We start from the raw sequence: 17,847 nt of genomic DNA on the forward strand, positions 1-17,847 counted from the left end.
CCGGGGCTCGCCCCGGCGGGGTCCACAGCGGAGCCGGATAGCATCTGGGCCCGATGGACACCGAAGCACAGCCGACGGAGCGCGACCGCTCCTCCGGACCCCCGCAGCGGGGCACGGAGGGCCGGTCGCGTTTCGCGTTGGTGCAGCGGATCGCCGACTGGCTCCCGGGCGGGCGGGTCACCCTGACCGCTCTGGCCTGCCTGGTCTTCCTGCTGCTCCTCAACACCTTCGTGGCGCAGCCGTTCCAGATTCCCAGCGGTTCCATGGAGCCTGGATTGAGGATCGGCGACCGCGTTCTCGTAAACAAGGTGGCGTACCGTTTCGGAGCCGAGCCGCGGCGGGGCGACGTCGTCGTGTTCGACGGCACCGGATACTTCGGGGACGCCGACTACATCAAACGCGTCGTGGGCGTGGGGGGAGACCACGTGGTCTGCTGCGACAAGGAGGGGAGGCTCCGGGTGAACGGCCGGTCCGTCGACGAGACGGCGTTCCTGCACGCCGGCGACCGCGCGTCCTCCGTGCCCTTCGACGTCGTCGTGCCCGCCGGCAGGCTCTTCGTCCTCGGTGACCACCGCAGCGCCTCCAGCGACTCCCGCGACCACCTCGGCTCACCCGGCGGCGGCATGATCCCCGTCGAGGACGTGATCGGCCGCGCCGACTGGATCGTCTGGCCCGCGGGCCGTCTCACGCGACTGGAACGCCCCGAGACGTACGGGCGGGTGCCCGGTGCGTCGCAGGCCGCGGCGGGCGCGGGCGGTGGCCATGGGTAGCCGGGGCAAACCGCGCGGGGCGCCGAGCAGTCCCGCCGAGGATCTGCTGCCCACCGGCACCCGGCGGGCCTCCGCGCCGTCCGGCGGACGCACCCGCGCGGAGCGGCGCAAGCTCCAGCGCAAGGTCAAGCGCCGGCGGCGCCGGTCGGCCGTCAAGGAGATACCGCTCCTCATCGGGGTCGCCGTCCTCATAGCCCTGGTCCTGAAGACGTTCCTGGTCCAGGCGTTCGTCATCCCGTCGGGCTCCATGGAGCAGACGATCCAGATCGGCGACCGGGTGCTGGTCGACAAGCTCACCCCGTGGTTCGGCGCCAGGCCGGAGCGCGGGGACGTCGTCGTGTTCAAGGACCCGGGAGGCTGGCTCAACGACGAGCAGCCCATCCAGAAGAAGGACGACCCCGTCGTCGTCAAGCAGGTGAAGGAAGGGCTCACCTTCATCGGCCTGCTGCCGTCCGACAACGAGAAAGACCTGATCAAGCGGGTCATCGGAGTCGGCGGCGACCGCGTCACGTGCTGCGACGCGCAAGGCCGGGTCACCGTGAACGGCGTGCCGCTCGACGAGGGCGACTACCTGTTCCCCGGCAACGCCCCCTCCCTCACCGAGTTCGACGTCACGGTGCCCGAGGGCCGGCTGTGGGTCATGGGCGACCACCGCGCGGACTCCGCCGACTCCCGCTCCCACCAGGACACCGACTACGGCGGCACCGTCTCCGAGGACCAGGTGGTGGGGCGGGCCGTCGTCATCGCCTGGCCGTTCCACCACTGGACCACGCTCGACGAACCGGAAACCTTCGCTTCCGTGGCCGACCCGGCGGCCGGGTCGGCCACAGCCGCCCACGTGTCGCATAGGGTTGCCTCCGATGCTCCGGGCGTGCCGGCTCCGAGACCTCTGGATCCCGGCGCGTCGGAGCCGAACGCAATGACCCACCTCCCGAGCCCTGCGGAACTCCCGCTCGTTATGGGAGTGGTGGGCCTGCGCCGTCCCTGGGGCAGGCAGCGGCACAGAGTAAGGAGTTGGCGTGGGGGATGTGGCGGTTGGCGCACGGTCCGGACACGACGGCGAGGAGCACCGCGGACACCCCGTGGACCCGGCCGGACCGGCCGCGGACAGCGCCGTGACCTCCGGGAGTGACACGACGACGGCCGAGGACGGCACGGTGAGCGACGAACAGCAGCAGACGGGTGCGCGGGACGCGGAGGGCTCCGGTTCCCCGCCCGCGAGGAAACAGCGCTCCTTCTGGAAGGAGCTGCCGATCCTGATCGGCATCGCCCTCGTGCTCGCCCTGCTGATCAAGACGTTCCTGGTCCAGGCGTTCTCGATCCCCTCCGACTCCATGCAGGACACCCTGCAGCGGGGCGACCGGGTGCTGGTCGACAAGCTCACCCCCTGGTTCGGCTCGGAGCCGGAGCGCGGCGAGGTGATCGTCTTCCACGACCCCGGCAACTGGCTGGCGGGCGAGATCCCGCCGGAGCCCAACGCCTTCCAGACGTTCCTCTCGTGGATCGGCCTGATGCCGTCCGCCGAGGAGAAGGACCTGATCAAGCGGGTCATCGGCGTGGGCGGCGACACGGTCGAGTGCAAGGGCACCGGCCCGGTGAAGGTTAACGGCAAGGCGCTGAACGAGCCGTACATCTACCCGGGCAGCACGCCGTGCAGCGTGGACGACACGGGCGGCCAGTTCAAGGTGACGGTTCCCGAGGGCTACCTCTGGGTCATGGGCGACAACCGGCAGAACTCGCGCGACTCCCGCTACAACCGCGCGGAGAAGTACCGCGGCATGGTCCCGGTGGACGAGGTCGTCGGGCGGGCCATCGTCAAGGCCTGGCCGATCACCCGCTGGGGCACCCTGCCGGTCCCGGACACCTTCGACCAGCCCGGTCTGAACGACAAGGCGTCGGCCGCGCCGGCCGAGTCCGCGCTGACGAACGCGCCGCACGTGCTCGCGCTGGCCGGTGTGGTGCCGGTGGCGCTGTGGCGCCGTAAGCGGTTCACCGTCTCCGGCATCCGCTGAGGCGGGGCGGCCGCGCGTCTCCGGCACCCGCTGAGGCGGGCCGGCCGCCGCGGCCGGCGGCACCGGCGCCGGCCCGGTCCGCCCGGCGGCGAGAGGGCTGACGGGTCCGGTACCGCCGGGTAGGGTGCGGCCCATGGCTGGTGAGAGCACGACCCGTACGGCCCCGCGCGGCGGGGGCACAGACCACGGCCCGGCGGGCGGCCGGACCGGACAGCGACTGTCCGGCCTGGCTGTCGCGCTGGGCCTCGTGCTGTTCCTGGCCGCCTTCGGCTGGGGAGCGGTGGTCTACCGGCCGTACACCGTGCCGACCACCTCGATGGCCCCCACGATCGGCGCGGGCGACCGGGTGCTCGCCCAGCGCGTCGACGGCGCGGACGTACGCCGTGGCGACGTGGTCGTCTTCGAGGACGCCACCTGGGGCAACGCGCCCATGCTCAAGCGCGTGGTCGCCGTCGGCGGGGACACCGTCGCCTGCTGCCAGGACGGCCGGCTGACGGTCAACGGCAAGCGGATCGAGGAGCCGTACCTGTCCGACGGGCAGGCCGCGTCCGCGAACTTCCCGACGGTCACCGTGCCCGAGGGGCGGCTCTTCCTGCTCGGCGACGAGCGGCACGGCTCGCTGGATTCCACCGCCCACCTCACCGACGCCGCGAGCGGCACCGTGGCCCGCGACGCGGTCTCCGCGCGGGTCGACGCGGTCGTCTGGCCCATGGACGGCATGCTGCCGCGCCCGACCGGTTTCGAGGCGCTGGGCGGCACCCTGTCCGAGCCGGGGCCGCTGCGGGCGATCACGGTGCTGATCGTCGTGGGCGCGGTGCTGGTGCTCGGCGGCGCCGCGTACGGGCCGCTCGCCCGGCGCGCGGCCCGCGGCCGGGCGTTCGCGCAGGCCGGGACGGGGTCCGCCGGTGCCCGCTGAGGCGAGGGGCGCGGGCGACGCCGGTGCGCACCCGGTCCTGGAGGGCGAGGTGCGCAAGGTGGCGCGCGTGGTGCTGCTGGACCCGCGGGACCGCATCCTGCTGCTGCACGGCCACGAACCGGGCGACCCGGCCGACGACTGGTGGTTCACGCCGGGCGGCGGCGTCGAGGGCGACGAGAGCCGTGAGCAGGCCGCCCTGCGGGAACTCGCGGAGGAGACGGGCATCACGGACGTCGAACTCGGCCCGGTGCTGTGGCGGCGGATGTGCTCCTTCCCGTTCGCCGGGCGCCGCTGGAACCAGGACGAGTGGTACTACCTGGCCCGTACGACCCGGACGGCGACGAAGGCCGTGGGGCTGACCGAACTGGAACGGCGCAGTGTCGTCGGAGCGCGCTGGTGGACGTGTCGGGAACTGAGCCGGGCACATGAGACGGTGTATCCGACCAGACTCGCCGGGCTGCTGCGCCGGCTGCTCGACGAAGGTCCCCCCGCCCGTCCGGAGATCCTCGACACCGAAATCGTCTAGGGGCTCGCGGGACTGGCGCACAATGGTGGGATCGCACGGCTGAAGGGGAACATGCCATGAGCGCCGAGGACCTCGAGAAGTACGAGACCGAGATGGAGCTCAAGCTCTATCGGGAGTACCGCGATGTCGTCGGTCTGTTCAAGTACGTGATCGAGACCGAGCGGCGTTTCTACCTGACCAACGACTACGAGATGCAGGTGCACTCGGTCCAGGGTGAGGTGTTCTTCGAGGTGTCGATGGCGGATGCCTGGGTCTGGGACATGTACCGGCCGGCTCGCTTCGTGAAGCAGGTCAGGGTGTTGACGTTCAAGGACGTGAACATCGAGGAGCTGAACAAGAGCGATCTGGAGCTGCCCGGCGGGTGATCATCACCCGTGTGGGTGAGGAGGTTATCCACAACCGCCGAGCTGTGCACCAAGATCCACTTCGGGGCGGCTGATGCGTGACGGTGGGCGCCGGAGGTGGTGCCGACATGAACACCCGACTGGCACAGAGCGCACTCGGCAGGTACGGCGAGGAGCTGGCCGCGCGGCGGCTGGCCGAGGCCGGCATGACGGTCCTGGAACGCAACTGGCGCGGGGGCCGGACCGGTGAGATCGACATCGTGGCGCGCGACGGCGACGTCCTGGTCGTCTGCGAGGTCAAGACCCGCAGGGCGGGACGGTTCCAGCACCCGATGGCCGCGATCACCCCGGCCAAGGCGGGCCGGCTGCGACGCCTCGCGGAACGCTGGATGCAGGAACACGGCGGAGCACCGCCCGGCGGGGTCCGCATCGACCTCGTGGGCGTCGTCCTGCCCGACCGGGGCGCGCCCGTCGTCGAGCACGCGCAGGGGGTGGCCTGAATGGCCTTCGCGCGCACCTGCTCCGTGGCCCTCGTCGGAGTCGAGGGCGTCGTCGTCGAGGTCCAGGCCGACCTGGAACCGGGCGTCGCGGCGTTCACCCTGGTGGGGCTGCCCGACAAGAGCCTGACCGAGAGCCGCGACCGGGTCCGGGCGGCGGTGGTGAACTCCGGGGCCGAATGGCCGCAGAAGAAGCTCACGGTCGGGCTCAGCCCGGCCTCCGTGCCCAAGGCGGGCAGCGGATTCGACCTAGCTGTCGCCTGCGCGGTCCTCGGCGCCGGGGAGCGGATCGACCCGCGGGTCCTCGCGGACATCGTGATGATCGGCGAACTCGGGCTGGACGGCCGGGTGCGGCCCGTGCGCGGCATCCTGCCCGCCGTCCTCGCCGCGGCCGGCGCCGGGTACGAACAGGTGGTCGTGCCCGAGTGCGCGGCCGCCGAGGCAGCCCTCGTCCCCGGCGTGTCCGTGCTCGGCGTGCGCAGCCTGCGCCAGCTGATCGCCGTCCTGGCGGACGAACCGGTGCCGGAGGAGGAGAGGGACGTCCTCGGCCGCCCGGACCCGCTGCTCGCCGGCCTGCGCGTCCCCGGCACCGGCGCCGCGACCGGCATGCGCGGCCTGGGCGCCGCGCAGCAGGACCACGGCTACGACCTCGCCGACGTCGTCGGCCAGACCTCGGCCCGTACGGCGGTGGAGGTCGCCGCCGCGGGCGGACACCACCTGTTCCTCGAGGGACCGCCCGGCGCGGGCAAGACCATGCTCGCCGAGCGGCTGCCGGGCATCCTGCCCCCGCTCACCCGCGAGGAGTCGCTGGAGGTGACGGCGGTGCACTCGGTGGCCGGCCTGCTGCCGCCGGACAAACCCCTGGTCGACGTCCCGCCGTACTGCGCCCCGCACCACTCGGCCACCATGCAGGCGCTCGTCGGCGGCGGCCCCCACATCGCGCGGCCGGGCGCCGTCTCGCTCTCTCATCGTGGAATCCTCTTTCTCGACGAGGCGCCCGAGTTCAGCGGCCAGGCCCTCGACGCGCTGCGCCAGCCCCTGGAGTCCGGGCACGTCGTGATCGCCCGCAGCGCGGGCGTGGTGCGGTTCCCGGCGAAGTTCCTGATGGTGCTCGCCGCCAACCCGTGCCCGTGCGGGCGGTTCTCGGTCACGGGCGATCTGTGCGAGTGCCCGCCGTCCGCGATCCGCCGCTACCAGGCGAGGCTCTCCGGGCCGCTGCTCGACCGGGTCGACCTGCGCGTGGAGGTGGACCGGGTCTCCCGGGCCGAGCTGACCGGACTCGCCGCCCGCGGCGAGTCCACCGCGACGGTCGCCGACCGGGTGCGCGCGGCGCGGGAACGGGCGGCGGCCCGCCTGGCCGGCACTCCGTGGCGCACCAACAGCGAGGTGCCCGGGCGGGAGCTGCGCAGCCGCTGGCACGCGGTGAGCGGCGCCATGGACGAGGCCGAACGCAGCCTCGAACGCGGGGCGCTGACGGCGCGCGGCATCGACCGGGTGCTGCGGGTCGCCTGGACCGTGGCCGACCTGGTCGGCCACGACCGGCCCGACGCCACCGACGTGGCGCTCGCCCTCCAGCTGCGCACGGGCGTCCCGCGCGGGGTGCCGATGGCCATCGGGGCGCTGACATGAGCGGCGACGACTCCGGCCGCCTCGCCCGGGTCTTCCTCACCCGCGTCATCGAGCCGGGCGACGAGACCGCCGGGCGCTGGGTGCGGGAGCTGGGCGTGGTGGAGGTCGCGCGGCGGCTGAAGGGCGCGGGCGGGCCGCTGCCGGGGGTGAGCGGGCGGCGCTGGGAGGGCCTGCGGGCGCGGGCACGCGGGGCCGACCCCGAGCGGGACCTCGGCACCGCGCGGGCCGCCGGGGTCCGGTTCCTCGCACCGGGCGACGGCGAGTGGCCCCGGCAGCTCGACGACCTCGGCGACGCCCGGCCGCTCGGGCTGTGGGTGCGCGGACAGGCCAGCCTGCGGATGTGGGCGCTGCGGTCCGTGGCCGTCGTCGGCGCGCGGGCCTGCACCGAGTACGGCGCGCACATGGCCGCCGTCCTCGCCGCCGGGCTCGCCGAGCGCGGCTGGGTGGTGGTCTCCGGCGGTGCCTACGGCATCGACGGCGCCGCCCACCGGGGCGTCCTCGGCGCGGGCGGCGCCACCGTCGCCGTGCTGGCCTGCGGGGTCGACCGGCCCTACCCGCCCGGCCACGCCGGGCTGATCGGCAGGATCGCCGAACAAGGTCTCGTCGTCGGCGAGCTGCCGCCCGGCGATCACCCGACCCCCAGCAGATTCGTGCAGCGCAACCGGGTCATCGCCGCCCTCACCCGCGGCACCGTGGTGGTCGAGGCAGCGCACCGCAGCGGCTCGCTCGTCACCGCGCGGGCCGCCCAGCGGCTGGGCCGGCACACCATGGGCGTGCCCGGACCGGCCACCAGCGCCCGGTCGGCGGGGGTGCACGAGCTGCTGCGCGGGGACGCCGTGCTGGTCACCGACGCGGCGGAGGTCGTGGAGCTGGTCGGCGACATGGGCGAGCTGGCCCCGGAGCGGCGCGGCCCGGTGCTCCCGGCGGATCTGCTCGCGCCGGGCGCCCGGCGGGTGCTGGCCGCGCTGCCCGGGCGGGGCACGGCCGGACCGGCCCTGATCGCGCGGGACGCGCAGACCACGCAGGACGACGCCGTCGCGAGGCTGTACGAGCTTCGAGCACTTGGTTACGTCGAACGACACGGCGACGGCTGGAAGTTGACACGCCAGGCGATGATCTCCGTTCGGCGTGCTCGCGGCCCGAGTTGACCGATCGTGTTCGGCCGTCCGGGGGAAGCCCGACAGCCTTGGGAAATCACCGAGTTGGTGGATTATTGCGATCACCCAGCGCGACGGCCGTGACCCGGTAGGGCGCGCTGCGGAACGTATCTGCGCCCCCTGTGTGCTCCCGCGTTCGCGCACCGCGACGCGTCAGTCACGCTACGCTCACGAGGATCCCGACACAGTCCGGCAACTCCACCCCAGAGCGACAGCTCACCCAGGTACCACCCTTCACGGCAGAACGGCACAAGGCGACGAATGCCCCAGCACACCTCCGGGTCCGACCGGGCGGCTTTCTCCCCAGCCGCCCGCGACGGTGGCAGCGTGCGGCCGCCGGCTCCCTCGACGCTCGACGAGCTCTGGCGGTCGTACAAGGCGACGGGTGACGACCGGCTGCGCGAGCAGCTGATTCTGCACTACTCGCCGCTGGTCAAGTACGTTGCGGGACGGGTCAGCGTCGGACTGCCGCCCAACGTGGAGCAGGCCGACTTCGTCTCCTCCGGGGTCTTCGGGCTGATCGACGCGATCGAGAAGTTCGACATCGACCGGGAGATCAAGTTCGAGACGTACGCGATCACCCGGATCCGCGGCGCGATGATCGACGAGCTGCGGGCGCTGGACTGGATCCCGCGCTCGGTACGGCAGAAGGCGCGCAACGTCGAGCGGGCCTACGCGACGCTGGAGGCACGGCTGCGGCGCACGCCCAGCGAGGGCGAGGTCGCCGCCGAGCTGGGCATCGCGGTGGACGAACTGCACGCCGTCTTCAGCCAGTTGTCGCTGGCGAACGTGGTCGCCCTGGAGGAGCTGCTGCACGTCGGCAGCGAGGGCGGGGACGGGCTCAGCTTCATGGACACGCTGGAGGACACCGCCGCGGACAATCCCGTGGAGGTGGCCGAGGACCGGGAGCTGCGGCGCTTCCTCGCCCGCGCGATCAACACGCTGCCGGAGCGGGAGAAGACCGTCGTCACGCTGTACTACTACGAGGGCCTGACCCTGGCCGAGATCGGGAACGTGCTCGGGGTGACCGAGAGCCGGGTCAGCCAGATCCACACCAAGTCGGTGCTCCAGCTGCGGGCGAAGCTGGCGGCCTTCGGACGCTGAGACGGGTGTGCCGGGTCACTCCCGCCGCGGGTGACCGGTCCGTAAAGTGAGGGACGTGCCAAGGATTCGAGCGGCCTCCGTGGCCGAGCACCGGTCGATGCAGCGAGCCGCCCTGCTGGACGCGGCTCGGTCCCTGTTGTCCGAGGGCGGGACGGAGGCGCTGACCTTCCCGGCTCTCGCCGAGCGGACGGGGCTGGCGCGGTCGTCCGTGTACGAGTACTTCCGCTCGCGGGCCGCGGTGGTCGAGGAGCTGTGCGAGGCCGACTTCCCCGTGTGGGCGGCGGAGGTCGAGGCGGCGATGGACGCCGCCGAGGGGCCGGAGGCCAAGGCCGAGGCGTATGTGCGCCGGCAGCTGGAGCTGGTCGGCGACCGGCGGCACCGGGCCGTGGTCGCCATCTCCGCGAGCGAGCTGGACGCGGGGGCCCGGGAGAAGATCCGCGCCGCGCACGGGGCGCTGGTCGGCATGATCGTGGACGTCCTGCGCGAGATGGGGCACGCGCAGCCCCGGCTGGCCGCGATGATGCTCCAGGGCGTCGTCGACGCGGCCGTCCGGCGGATCGAGCTCGGCGCGGAGGAACCGGCCGTCGTCGCGGACGCGGCCGTACGGATGGCCCTGCGGGGCGTCCAGGGCTGAGCGCCCGCCTCCCGTCCCGGCGCCACGGCCCGGCCGGGACCACGCCCCGGCGAAACGCGCCGTACTGCCCACACCCGGGTGGGCCTGGGTTTCCTGTGCCCCGTGTCGCGGGTGGGCGCGGTTCCCCGTGCCCGCTGTCGCGCTGCGGGGACAGGACCGCACCCCGTCGGAATGTCGGAACGGGCTGCCGTACGCGCCCGTCGGTGCCGCCCGGGGCGGCACGTGTGCCGCGCCTTCGATGAGGTCGCGGGACCGCGGCTAGGCCGGCGGCGGCAGGGGGACGCCCAGGACCGGCAGGAGTACCGGAGAGCCCGGGTGCAGGAGCCAGGGTGGGAGGAGGGTCAGGGGGTCCAGGTACGTCCTGCCCCGGCGCAGGCCCCAGTGCAGGCAGGTGGTGGGGCAGTGTGAGACGGTCGGCTCCAGGGTGCCCAGAGGCCGGCCCGCCGTGACCTCGTCGCCCTCGCGGACCGAGGCGCGGACCGGCTCGTAGGTCGTCCGCAGGGGCGGGACGCCCGTGCCCGACAGGTCGACCGAGACCACGCCCCTGCCCGCCACGCGGCCCGCGAAGGAGACGCGGCCGGAGGCCACGGCCAGGACGGGGGAGTGGGGCGGGGCCGCCAGGTCGACGCCCCGGTGCCCGCGGGCGTGCGGCGTCGGCGGGGGAGCCCAGGGGCGCAGGACGGCCGGGCGCCCCGGAAGGGGCCAGGAGCGGTCCCGGCCCGCCGGGAACCGCTCGTCTGCCGCGGGGGAGGAAAACCGGTCCCGCCCCGCGGGGAACGGCTCGTCCGCCGCGGGAGCCGGACGCGCCGGACCCAGCAGGAACAGCGGCAGCACCGCCGTCACCACGTACACACATCGCTTCGCTCGCATGCCGTCACCGTCGCGCAACCGCCGCGATCACGGCCGGAGCCTGTGGACTACCGCCCGGTTGTGGACAGCGGCGTCACCCGGCGCTCCGCCGGTCCCGTACACTTCTGATGGCGATCCGGGTCACCGGGTCGACTTCGCACGCCCCGACACCGGGAGCCGGCACCGTCCGGGATCTCGGAGTCAGCGCCCCTCGGTCCTTGTGGCAACGGCGCGCTGCGGGCGTCAGGCGCGGAAGCCGTCCGGCATCCGCGGCACAACCGAGAAACCAAGGAGAACACGGCCATGGCCGTCGTCACGATGCGGGAGCTGCTGGAGAGCGGCGTCCACTTCGGTCACCAGACCCGTCGTTGGAACCCGAAGATGAAGCGCTTCATCTTCACGGAGCGCAACGGCATCTACATCATCGACCTGCTCCAGTCGCTGTCGTACATCGACCGCGCCTACGAGTTCGTCAAGGAGACCGTCGCCCACGGCGGCACGGTCATGTTCGTCGGCACGAAGAAGCAGGCGCAGGAGGCCATCGCCGAGCAGGCCACCCGCGTCGGCATGCCCTACGTCAACCAGCGCTGGCTGGGCGGCATGCTCACCAACTTCTCGACCGTCTACAAGCGTCTGCAGCGCCTCAAGGAGCTCGAGCAGATCGACTTCGAGGACGTCGCCGCGTCCGGTCTGACCAAGAAGGAGCTTCTCGTGCTCTCGCGCGAGAAGGCCAAGCTGGAGAAGACCCTCGGTGGTATCCGCGAGATGCAGAAGGTGCCCAGCGCCGTCTGGATCGTGGACACCAAGAAGGAGCACATCGCCGTTGGTGAGGCCCGGAAGCTGAACATTCCGGTCGTGGCGATCCTCGACACCAACTGCGACCCCGACGAGGTCGACTACAAGATCCCGGGCAACGACGACGCGATCCGCTCCGTCACCCTGCTCACCCGCGTCATCGCCGACGCCGTCGCCGAGGGCCTGATGGCCCGCTCCGGCGTGGCCGAGGCCGGCAAGGGCGACAAGGCCGCCGGCGAGCCGCTGGCCGAGTGGGAGCGCGACCTGCTCGAGGGCGAGAAGAAGGCGGAGACCGAGGACGCCGCCCCGGCCGCCGCCGAGGCGCCGGCCGCGGAGGCCGCCGAGGCTCCGGCCGAGGCTCCGGCCGCCGAGGGCGAGCAGGCCTGACCGTCAGCGTCAGCCGTTGACGGCGGGAGCGGTGACACCAGGACCGCTCCCGCCGTTCACCCGTAGGTCAGCGCAGCGTCCCCGATCCACACCCTGCGTCGCGGACCGTGCAGACCTCCGATCTTCCAGACTTCGAGAGAGATTCACTGAATCATGGCGAACTACACCGCCGCCGACGTCAAGAAGCTCCGTGAGCTCACCGGCGCCGGCATGATGGACTGCAAGAAGGCGCTGGACGAGGCCGAGGGCAACGTCGAGAAGGCCGTCGAGGCGCTGCGCATCAAGGGCCAGAAGGGCGTCGCCAAGCGCGAGGGCCGCTCCGCCGAGAACGGCGCCGTGGTCTCGATCATCGCCGACGACAACTCCTCCGGTGTCCTCGTCGAGCTGAAGTGCGAGACGGACTTCGTCGCCAAGGGCGAGAAGTTCCAGGCCGTCGCCAACAAGATCGCCGAGCACGTCGCCGCGACCTCCCCGGCCGACCTGGAGGCCCTGCTCGCCTCCGAGATCGAGCCCGGCAAGACCGTCCAGGCGTTCGTGGACGAGGCCAACGCCACTCTGGGCGAGAAGATCGTCCTGGACCGCTTCGCGCAGTACGCGGACGGCTTCGTGACGGCGTACATGCACCGCACCAACCCCGACCTGCCCCCGCAGATCGGTGTCCTCGTCGAGTTCGACAAGCCGAACGCCGAGGTCGCCAAGGGCGTCGCCCAGCACATCGCCGCCTTCGCGCCGAAGTACCTCTCCAAGGAGGACGTCCCGGCCGACGTCGTCGAGTCCGAGCGCCGTATCGCCGAGGAGACCACCCGCGCCGAGGGCAAGCCCGAGGCCGCGATCGCCAAGATCGTCGAGGGACGTCTGAACGGCTTCTTCAAGGACGCGACGCTGCTCGGCCAGCCGTACGCGCTCGACAACAAGAAGTCCGTCCAGAAGGTTCTGGACGAGGCCGGTGTCACCCTGAAGCGCTTCACGCGTATCAAGGTCGGCATCTGAGTCCGTACCGCGACGGGTACTCGGTCCCGACAGGGTCGGGTGCGGTCGTTTGCGTACGCCGCCACGCACACGCGCGTGGCGGGCGACAGCAGATCTGACGAGGAGGCCATTGCCGCGCACGGGTTGCGAACGACACCCCACCGGCAGTGGCCTTCTTCGTATGTGCAACACGTGAAAGAGGCGGGATCCCCCATGACCACCAAGGCCCAGAAGAGCGACGACGGCAAAGTACGCGGCCGGTTTCTGCTGAAGCTGTCCGGAGAGGCCTTCTCCGGTGGCGGGGGCCTGGGCGTCGACCCCGACGTGGTGCACAAGATCGCCCGCGAGATCGCGGCCGTCGTGCGCGACGGAGCGCAGATCGCGGTCGTCATCGGCGGCGGCAACTTCTTCCGCGGCGCCGAACTGCAGCAGCGCGGCATGGACCGCGCCCGCTCGGACTACATGGGCATGCTCGGCACCGTGATGAACTGCCTCGCCCTCCAGGACTTCCTGGAGAAGGAAGGCATCGACAGCCGGGTCCAGACCGCCATCACCATGGGCCAGGTCGCCGAGCCGTACATCCCGCTGCGCGCCGTGCGCCACCTGGAGAAGGGGCGCGTGGTCATCTTCGGCGCCGGTATGGGCATGCCGTACTTCTCCACCGACACCACCGCCGCCCAGCGCGCCCTGGAGATCGACGCCGAGGCGCTGCTCATGGGCAAGAACGGAGTCGACGGGGTCTACGACTCCGACCCGAAGACCAACCCGGACGCCGTGAAGTTCGACGCCCTCGGCTACGGCGAGGTCATCACGCGCGATCTGAAGGTCGCCGACGCCACGGCCATCACGCTGTGCCGTGACAACAAGCTGCCGATCCTCGTCTTCGAGCTTCTGGCCGAGGGCAATATCGCCCGGGCCGTCAAGGGTGAGAAGATCGGCACGCTGGTGGGTGACCAGGGCAGCCGGAACTGACCGGTTGACCCACGGACCCCGGCCGGGGGATGGACAATGTCCTGCCGGTCGGGAACCGTGCAGGAAGAAGACGCGACGCAGCCGGCCGCCGACCACAACACGTCAACCGCAGCCGGGCCTACTCAAGACACGCAGGAGCAAGTGGTGATCGAAGAGACCCTCCTCGAGGCCGAGGAGAAGATGGAGAAGGCCGTCGTGGTCGCCAAGGAGGACTTCGCCGCGATCCGCACCGGCCGTGCGCACCCGGCGATGTTCAACAAGATCGTGGCCGACTACTACGGCGCACCGACGCCGATCAACCAGCTGGCCTCGTTCTCCGTGCCGGAGCCGCGCATGGCCGTGGTGACCCCGTTCGACAAGAGCGCGCTGCGCAACATCGAGCAGGCGATCCGCGACTCCGACCTGGGCGTCAACCCGAGCAACGACGGCAACATCATCCGAGTGGTGTTCCCGGAGCTGACCGAGGAGCGCCGCCGCGAGTACATCAAGGTCGCCAAGGGCAAGGGCGAGGACGCGAAGATCTCGATCCGCTCCGTGCGCCGCAAGGCCAAGGACGCCATCGACAAGCTGATCAAGGACGGCGAGATCGGCGAGGACGAGGGCCGCCGCGCGGAGAAGGAGCTCGACGACACCACCGCCAAGTACGTCGCCCAGGTGGACGAGCTCCTGAAGCACAAGGAAGCCGAACTGCTCGAGGTCTGATGAACGACTCTTCCTGGGGGGCGCCGCAGACCGGGTACTGGGGCCCGCCCGATCAAGGGCCTGCCCAGGGGCATGTCCGGGGACCCGTGCAGGGCGCCGTCCCGGCGGGTCCCGCGTACGATGCGCGTGACGCGCAGCAGACCCGGCCCATGCCCGTCGTGTCCGACGTGTCCGCGGACGGCGGAAACCAGGATGACGGCCGGGGGGCCGCTCGGCTGAGCGGTCCGCTGTTCCCAGACGAGAGCACGTCGGCGCCCGCCTTCGGCGCGCCGAGGAATCCGGAGCCCATGCACGACGCCCCGCAGCCGGCCCCCGCCCCGCAGAAGAAGAGCGCGGGCCGGGACCTCGGCGCCGCGATAGGGGTCGGCGTCGGACTGGGCGCGGTGATCATCGCGTCGCTGTTCGTCTACAAGGCCGTGTTCGTCGGGGTGATCGCGGTCGCGGTGGTCGTCGGACTGTGGGAGCTGGCCAAGCGGCTCGACGAGCGCAAGGGCATCCGCGCGCCGCTGGTGCCACTCGCGATCGGCGGGGCGGCCATGGTGGTCGCCGGGTACGCCCGGGGCGTCGAGGGCGCGTGGGTGGCGATGGCGCTCACCGCGCTCGCGGTGCTGGTCTGGCGGATGACGGAACCCCCGGAGGGCTACCTCAAGGACGTCACGGCCGGCGTCTTCGCCGCGTTCTACGTCCCGTTCCTGGCGACGTTCGTCGCGATGATGCTGACGGCCGAGGACGGGCCGTGGCGGGTGCTGACGTTCCTGCTGCTGACCGTGGTCAGCGACACCGGGGCGTACGCCGTCGGCTGGCGGTTCGGCAGGCACAAGCTCGCCCCGCGGATCAGCCCCGGCAAGACCCGCGAGGGCCTGCTGGGCGCGGTGACGTTCGCGATGGCCGTGGGCGCGCTGTGCATGCAGTTCCTGGTGGACGGCGGCTCCTGGTGGCAGGGCCTGCTGCTCGGCCTCGCCGTCGCGGCCAGCGCCACCCTGGGCGACCTCGGCGAGTCCATGATCAAGCGGGACCTGGGCATCAAGGACATGGGCACCCTGCTCCCCGGGCACGGCGGCATCATGGACCGCCTCGACTCCCTCCTGCCCACCGCTCCGGTGGTGTGGCTGCTCCTCGTGGCCTTCGTCGGAAACGGCTGACCGGCCGCCCTCCGGCAGCGCCGGCCCCCGCCCCCCCGGGGCGGGGGCTTTCGCACACCCGCGGGTCCGTGACCCGCGGCTCCGCGCGGCGCAAGGGGGCGCCGAGCCGGGCGGCCCGGGTCACCCGATTGGATCTGCGACACTGGTAGGACCATGCCCAAGCCCGGAGAACTGGCAGTGGCCCGGCAGTAACAGGCTCCCTAGCTGGGCAAATGGCAAGAGATGGCTGTAATGACTGGTTCTGGGGCCGTCCCTGGGCCGTGTGCCGCTCGACAGGTCGCCACGGTCCCGGGTGCCTGCCACCGTCCGACGGGCTCCCGCAACCATCAGCGAAACGAAACTCCGCTGACCAATCGCTGAGGGGGGTGCAGATCTTGCAGCAAAGTTTGGTGGTGGTACTACTTTGGAAAAGTGTCCGCCGACCAAATCTCGGAACATTGCGGAGACACGAGATTCGCGAACCACCTACGAGTTTTCGTAGGTGCGGCTAGGGTGGTACCACCAACGCATCCGGAGATGCGTGACGGTGGGGTCAAAGTTGCCTCCTGGGCGCCGTGTAAGTTGCCTTCCGGGTAGCGACCTCGAACGTGAGCGGGGCCCCCTCCGCCAGCCAAGCCTCGGGGACCCCGGTGGACTACCGGCCGTGTAGAAGCCCGGTCAGGTGTGCCGTGATGGTGGTTGCAGCCACAGCCACGAGCACTTCCCAGGCCAACCGCTTCGCACGGCCGTAGTTCTTGCTGGCACGTGCGCGCGCGAGCCATACTCTGGCCCATTTGGCAACCGTTGACCACAGCGCCGCAGCGCGGCCCCATGGGCTGGTCATCTCGCTCTCCCTCCGCACAACGAGCCTGGACCGACCACCCGAGCGGTGTCGGTGCGGGCACGGCTCTATCACCCGCAGAACGGAGGGAGTTCCGGGAATCAGCGTCCGCACTGAGTAAATCGGATCAGCGGGTCCTACGTGGGCGGAATGTGGAAATCCGTTGCACCGTGAGGGAAGCAAACTAACTATCGGGGCCGGCGCGTAGGGCGCTGTCGATGGCTTTTCGGGTCCGCTCCTGGCTCGATGGCATGAGGTGCGCGTACACCCGCAGCGTCAACCCAGGGTCGGAGTGCCCCAGGTACTCACTCACGGCCTTGATGCTTTCGCCGGCGTCCAGCAGCACCGAGGCGTAGAAGTGCCGCAGCGCGTGCATGCCGTGCTCCCGGGCGGACTGGTACTTGCCGTTCTCTCCGGCTTCCGTGATCAGACCGGCAGACGCGAGGGCGGGCTTCCACACCTGGATGTTGAAATTGCTGCGCCAGACGAGGCCGCTCGCGGTGTTCGTGAACAAGAGGCGGGCCGACACCTTCGGGCCGTCCGGCTTACGCCACGGCAAGGTGATCTCGACCGGTTTGAAGGCGTCCATGTGGGCCCGCAGGGCCTCAGCCACCGTGGGTGGCAACGGTACATCCCGCTCCTTGTTGCACTTCGGCGGGGCGAACACGGCTTTGCCCCGAATCAGCTTCACCTGCCGGACCACCCGAACGATGCCGCCGTCGAAGTCGAGCGCATCCTCAGCCAGTCCCACGATCTCGCCTTGACGGAGCCCGCACCCGGCGCCCACGTCCACCATGGGGCGGTATCGCTGGGGGAGTGCTGCGCGAACCGCCTGAACCTGCGAGGGCAGCCACGGCACAACACGGCGCTGCTCGGCGGCTGGCGGACGGACAGACTTCGCGGCACATGGGTTGCGGGGCAACAGCCCGTCGTCGACCGCCGCACTCAGCACGGCCCGGACGTCGCCGTAGATGTTCCGCGCATAGCCACCGCTCACGGCCGGGTCGTTCTCCAGCGCGCTCACCAGGCCGCGGATGTGCTCGGGGCGGAAGGAGTCCAGTGGGCGAGAGCCGATCAGTCGGAAGGCGTGCAGACGCAACCGCTGCTCGACCACTACCTGACTGGCCGGGTCGATGTGGTGGGTCGCAAGCCACTTCTCGGCGTAGCTCTTGAAGGTGATTCGAGCTGCGCGCGGATCGATGTACTGACCGCGCGACATGTCCGAAGCGATGTCGGTGAGCCACTTCTCAGCGAGTCGCTTCTGTCGGTCCGGGAAGCTCTTGGACTTCTCGGTGCCGTCGGGGCCGACGTAGCGCGCCCGGTACCGCATGCCCGTGCCATATCGCTCAGTCTTGACCCTGACAGGCTTCCCGTCCGAGCCGGTCTCGGTCTTGTACCAGCGGTCTTGGATGTGGCCGGCCATCAGGCAGCTTCCCCCAGCTGGGAGTCCACCCAAGCCCGAACGTCGCGCGGGTCGAAACGCAAGTGCCGACCCACGCGGAAGCCGGGGGGACCGGTGCGCTTGCGGCGCCACTGGTAGACCGTCTCGACGCTGGGCAGCTCGAACATCTCGACCAGGTCCTCAGGCGTCAGGAAGCGGTTCGGCAGTTCTGAGGCCATGG

At 71.4% G+C, this 17,847-nt stretch carries 19 protein-coding genes; 16 read left to right on the forward strand and 3 right to left on the reverse strand.

Annotation, left to right across the window (positions count from 1 at the left end; translation table 11 throughout):
* Positions 1–53 precede the first annotated feature (53 nt).
* From lepB (G7Z13_RS25250) to G7Z13_RS25300, 11 genes are all read left to right on the forward strand, one after another.
* On the forward strand, positions 54–770 hold the full coding sequence (gene lepB, locus G7Z13_RS25250; RefSeq protein WP_166002514.1) for a signal peptidase I: 717 nt from the start codon (positions 54–56) through the stop codon (positions 768–770).
* Positions 763–1,902 (forward strand): signal peptidase I, encoded by a 1,140-nt coding sequence (gene lepB, locus G7Z13_RS25255; RefSeq protein ID WP_166002515.1) that lies wholly within the window; start codon positions 763–765, stop codon positions 1,900–1,902. Before lepB (G7Z13_RS25250) ends, lepB (G7Z13_RS25255) begins: the two co-directional genes overlap by 8 nt.
* Complete coding sequence (gene lepB, locus G7Z13_RS25260; protein ID WP_166002516.1) at positions 1,790–2,782, forward strand: signal peptidase I; 993 nt, start codon at positions 1,790–1,792, stop codon at positions 2,780–2,782. The genes lepB (G7Z13_RS25255) and lepB (G7Z13_RS25260) overlap by 113 nt, the downstream gene beginning before the upstream one ends.
* Positions 2,783–2,915: 133 nt before the next feature.
* The gene (gene lepB, locus G7Z13_RS25265; protein WP_166002517.1) at positions 2,916–3,698 is read left to right on the forward strand and encodes a signal peptidase I; all 783 of its coding nucleotides are present in this window, start codon (positions 2,916–2,918) and stop codon (positions 3,696–3,698) included.
* 49 nt (positions 3,699–3,747) lie between these two features.
* Positions 3,748–4,224 (forward strand): NUDIX hydrolase, encoded by a 477-nt coding sequence (locus G7Z13_RS25270; RefSeq protein ID WP_206313231.1) that lies wholly within the window; start codon positions 3,748–3,750, stop codon positions 4,222–4,224.
* A gap of 56 nt (positions 4,225–4,280) precedes the next feature.
* Entirely contained in the window at positions 4,281–4,589 is a 309-nt protein-coding gene (locus tag G7Z13_RS25275) for a DUF2469 domain-containing protein (RefSeq protein ID WP_003965949.1), read from the forward strand.
* 77 nt (positions 4,590–4,666) lie between these two features.
* Complete coding sequence (locus G7Z13_RS25280; RefSeq protein ID WP_166002519.1) at positions 4,667–5,068, forward strand: YraN family protein; 402 nt, start codon at positions 4,667–4,669, stop codon at positions 5,066–5,068.
* Entirely contained in the window at positions 5,069–6,694 is a 1,626-nt protein-coding gene (locus G7Z13_RS25285; protein WP_166002520.1) for a YifB family Mg chelatase-like AAA ATPase, read from the forward strand. It abuts the gene before it with no gap.
* The gene (dprA, locus tag G7Z13_RS25290) at positions 6,691–7,842 is read left to right on the forward strand and encodes a DNA-processing protein DprA (protein WP_166002521.1); all 1,152 of its coding nucleotides are present in this window, start codon (positions 6,691–6,693) and stop codon (positions 7,840–7,842) included. The genes G7Z13_RS25285 and dprA overlap by 4 nt, the downstream gene beginning before the upstream one ends.
* 270 nt (positions 7,843–8,112) lie before the next feature.
* On the forward strand, positions 8,113–8,955 hold the full coding sequence (whiG, locus tag G7Z13_RS25295; RefSeq protein ID WP_166002522.1) for an RNA polymerase sigma factor WhiG: 843 nt from the start codon (positions 8,113–8,115) through the stop codon (positions 8,953–8,955).
* 79 nt (positions 8,956–9,034) lie between these two features.
* The gene (locus G7Z13_RS25300; RefSeq protein ID WP_166005273.1) at positions 9,035–9,589 is read left to right on the forward strand and encodes a TetR/AcrR family transcriptional regulator; all 555 of its coding nucleotides are present in this window, start codon (positions 9,035–9,037) and stop codon (positions 9,587–9,589) included.
* A gap of 258 nt (positions 9,590–9,847) precedes the next feature.
* Here G7Z13_RS25300 and G7Z13_RS25305 read toward each other — a convergent pair whose 3' ends face one another.
* Positions 9,848–10,459, reverse strand: a complete 612-nt coding sequence (locus tag G7Z13_RS25305) for a M23 family metallopeptidase (RefSeq protein ID WP_166002523.1) — start codon at positions 10,457–10,459, stop codon at positions 9,848–9,850.
* Positions 10,460–10,741: 282 nt separating this feature from the next.
* On the opposite strand from G7Z13_RS25305, the gene rpsB reads away from it, so the two are divergent.
* The 5 genes from rpsB (at position 10,742) to G7Z13_RS25330 (ending at position 15,405) form a co-directional block, all read left to right on the forward strand.
* Positions 10,742–11,620 carry a 30S ribosomal protein S2 gene (gene rpsB / locus G7Z13_RS25310; protein WP_166002524.1) on the forward strand — a complete coding sequence of 293 codons (879 nt, stop codon included), beginning with the start codon at positions 10,742–10,744 and terminating at the stop codon, positions 11,618–11,620.
* Positions 11,621–11,773: 153 nt separating this feature from the next.
* Positions 11,774–12,610 (forward strand): translation elongation factor Ts, encoded by an 837-nt coding sequence (gene tsf, locus G7Z13_RS25315; protein WP_166002525.1) that lies wholly within the window; start codon positions 11,774–11,776, stop codon positions 12,608–12,610.
* A 192-nt stretch (positions 12,611–12,802) separates the two neighbouring features.
* Complete coding sequence (gene pyrH / locus G7Z13_RS25320) at positions 12,803–13,561, forward strand: UMP kinase (protein ID WP_166002526.1); 759 nt, start codon at positions 12,803–12,805, stop codon at positions 13,559–13,561.
* 144 nt (positions 13,562–13,705) lie between these two features.
* Positions 13,706–14,263: a ribosome recycling factor gene (gene frr / locus G7Z13_RS25325; RefSeq protein ID WP_043506945.1), complete on the forward strand. Its 558-nt coding sequence runs from the start codon at positions 13,706–13,708 to the stop codon at positions 14,261–14,263.
* Entirely contained in the window at positions 14,263–15,405 is a 1,143-nt protein-coding gene (locus G7Z13_RS25330; protein ID WP_166002527.1) for a phosphatidate cytidylyltransferase, read from the forward strand. The genes frr and G7Z13_RS25330 overlap by 1 nt, the downstream gene beginning before the upstream one ends.
* Before the next feature lie 1,004 nt (positions 15,406–16,409).
* Here the strand turns inward: G7Z13_RS25330 and G7Z13_RS25335 are convergent.
* Both G7Z13_RS25335 and G7Z13_RS25340 read right to left on the reverse strand, forming a co-directional pair.
* Positions 16,410–17,648 carry a site-specific integrase gene (locus G7Z13_RS25335; RefSeq protein WP_166002528.1) on the reverse strand — a complete coding sequence of 413 codons (1,239 nt, stop codon included), beginning with the start codon at positions 17,646–17,648 and terminating at the stop codon, positions 16,410–16,412.
* Positions 17,648–17,845 (reverse strand): helix-turn-helix domain-containing protein, encoded by a 198-nt coding sequence (locus tag G7Z13_RS25340; protein ID WP_166002529.1) that lies wholly within the window; start codon positions 17,843–17,845, stop codon positions 17,648–17,650. Before G7Z13_RS25340 ends, G7Z13_RS25335 begins: the two co-directional genes overlap by 1 nt.
* Positions 17,846–17,847 lie beyond the last annotated feature (2 nt).

This window comes from Streptomyces sp. JB150, assembly GCF_011193355.1.
Classification (GTDB): Bacteria; Actinomycetota; Actinomycetes; order Streptomycetales; family Streptomycetaceae; genus Streptomyces.

Bases quoted from the DNA above. Each gene is read 5' to 3' on its own strand.
- lepB (WP_166002515.1), top strand. From the start codon at position 763: ATGGGTAGCCGGGGCAAACCGCGCGGGGCGCCGAGCAGTCCCGCCGAG.
- G7Z13_RS25285 (WP_166002520.1), top strand. From the start codon at position 5,069: ATGGCCTTCGCGCGCACCTGCTCCGTGGCCCTCGTCGGAGTCGAGGGC.
- tsf (WP_166002525.1), top strand. From the start codon at position 11,774: ATGGCGAACTACACCGCCGCCGACGTCAAGAAGCTCCGTGAGCTCACC.
- G7Z13_RS25305 (WP_166002523.1), bottom strand. From the start codon at position 10,459: ATGCGAGCGAAGCGATGTGTGTACGTGGTGACGGCGGTGCTGCCGCTG.
- G7Z13_RS25275 (WP_003965949.1), top strand. From the start codon at position 4,281: ATGAGCGCCGAGGACCTCGAGAAGTACGAGACCGAGATGGAGCTCAAG.
- whiG (WP_166002522.1), top strand. From the start codon at position 8,113: ATGCCCCAGCACACCTCCGGGTCCGACCGGGCGGCTTTCTCCCCAGCC.
- pyrH (WP_166002526.1), top strand. From the start codon at position 12,803: ATGACCACCAAGGCCCAGAAGAGCGACGACGGCAAAGTACGCGGCCGG.
- lepB (WP_166002517.1), top strand. From the start codon at position 2,916: ATGGCTGGTGAGAGCACGACCCGTACGGCCCCGCGCGGCGGGGGCACA.
- rpsB (WP_166002524.1), top strand. From the start codon at position 10,742: ATGGCCGTCGTCACGATGCGGGAGCTGCTGGAGAGCGGCGTCCACTTC.
- G7Z13_RS25335 (WP_166002528.1), bottom strand. From the start codon at position 17,648: ATGGCCGGCCACATCCAAGACCGCTGGTACAAGACCGAGACCGGCTCG.
- G7Z13_RS25340 (WP_166002529.1), bottom strand. From the start codon at position 17,845: ATGGCCTCAGAACTGCCGAACCGCTTCCTGACGCCTGAGGACCTGGTC.
- dprA (WP_166002521.1), top strand. From the start codon at position 6,691: ATGAGCGGCGACGACTCCGGCCGCCTCGCCCGGGTCTTCCTCACCCGC.
- G7Z13_RS25330 (WP_166002527.1), top strand. From the start codon at position 14,263: ATGAACGACTCTTCCTGGGGGGCGCCGCAGACCGGGTACTGGGGCCCG.
- lepB (WP_166002514.1), top strand. From the start codon at position 54: ATGGACACCGAAGCACAGCCGACGGAGCGCGACCGCTCCTCCGGACCC.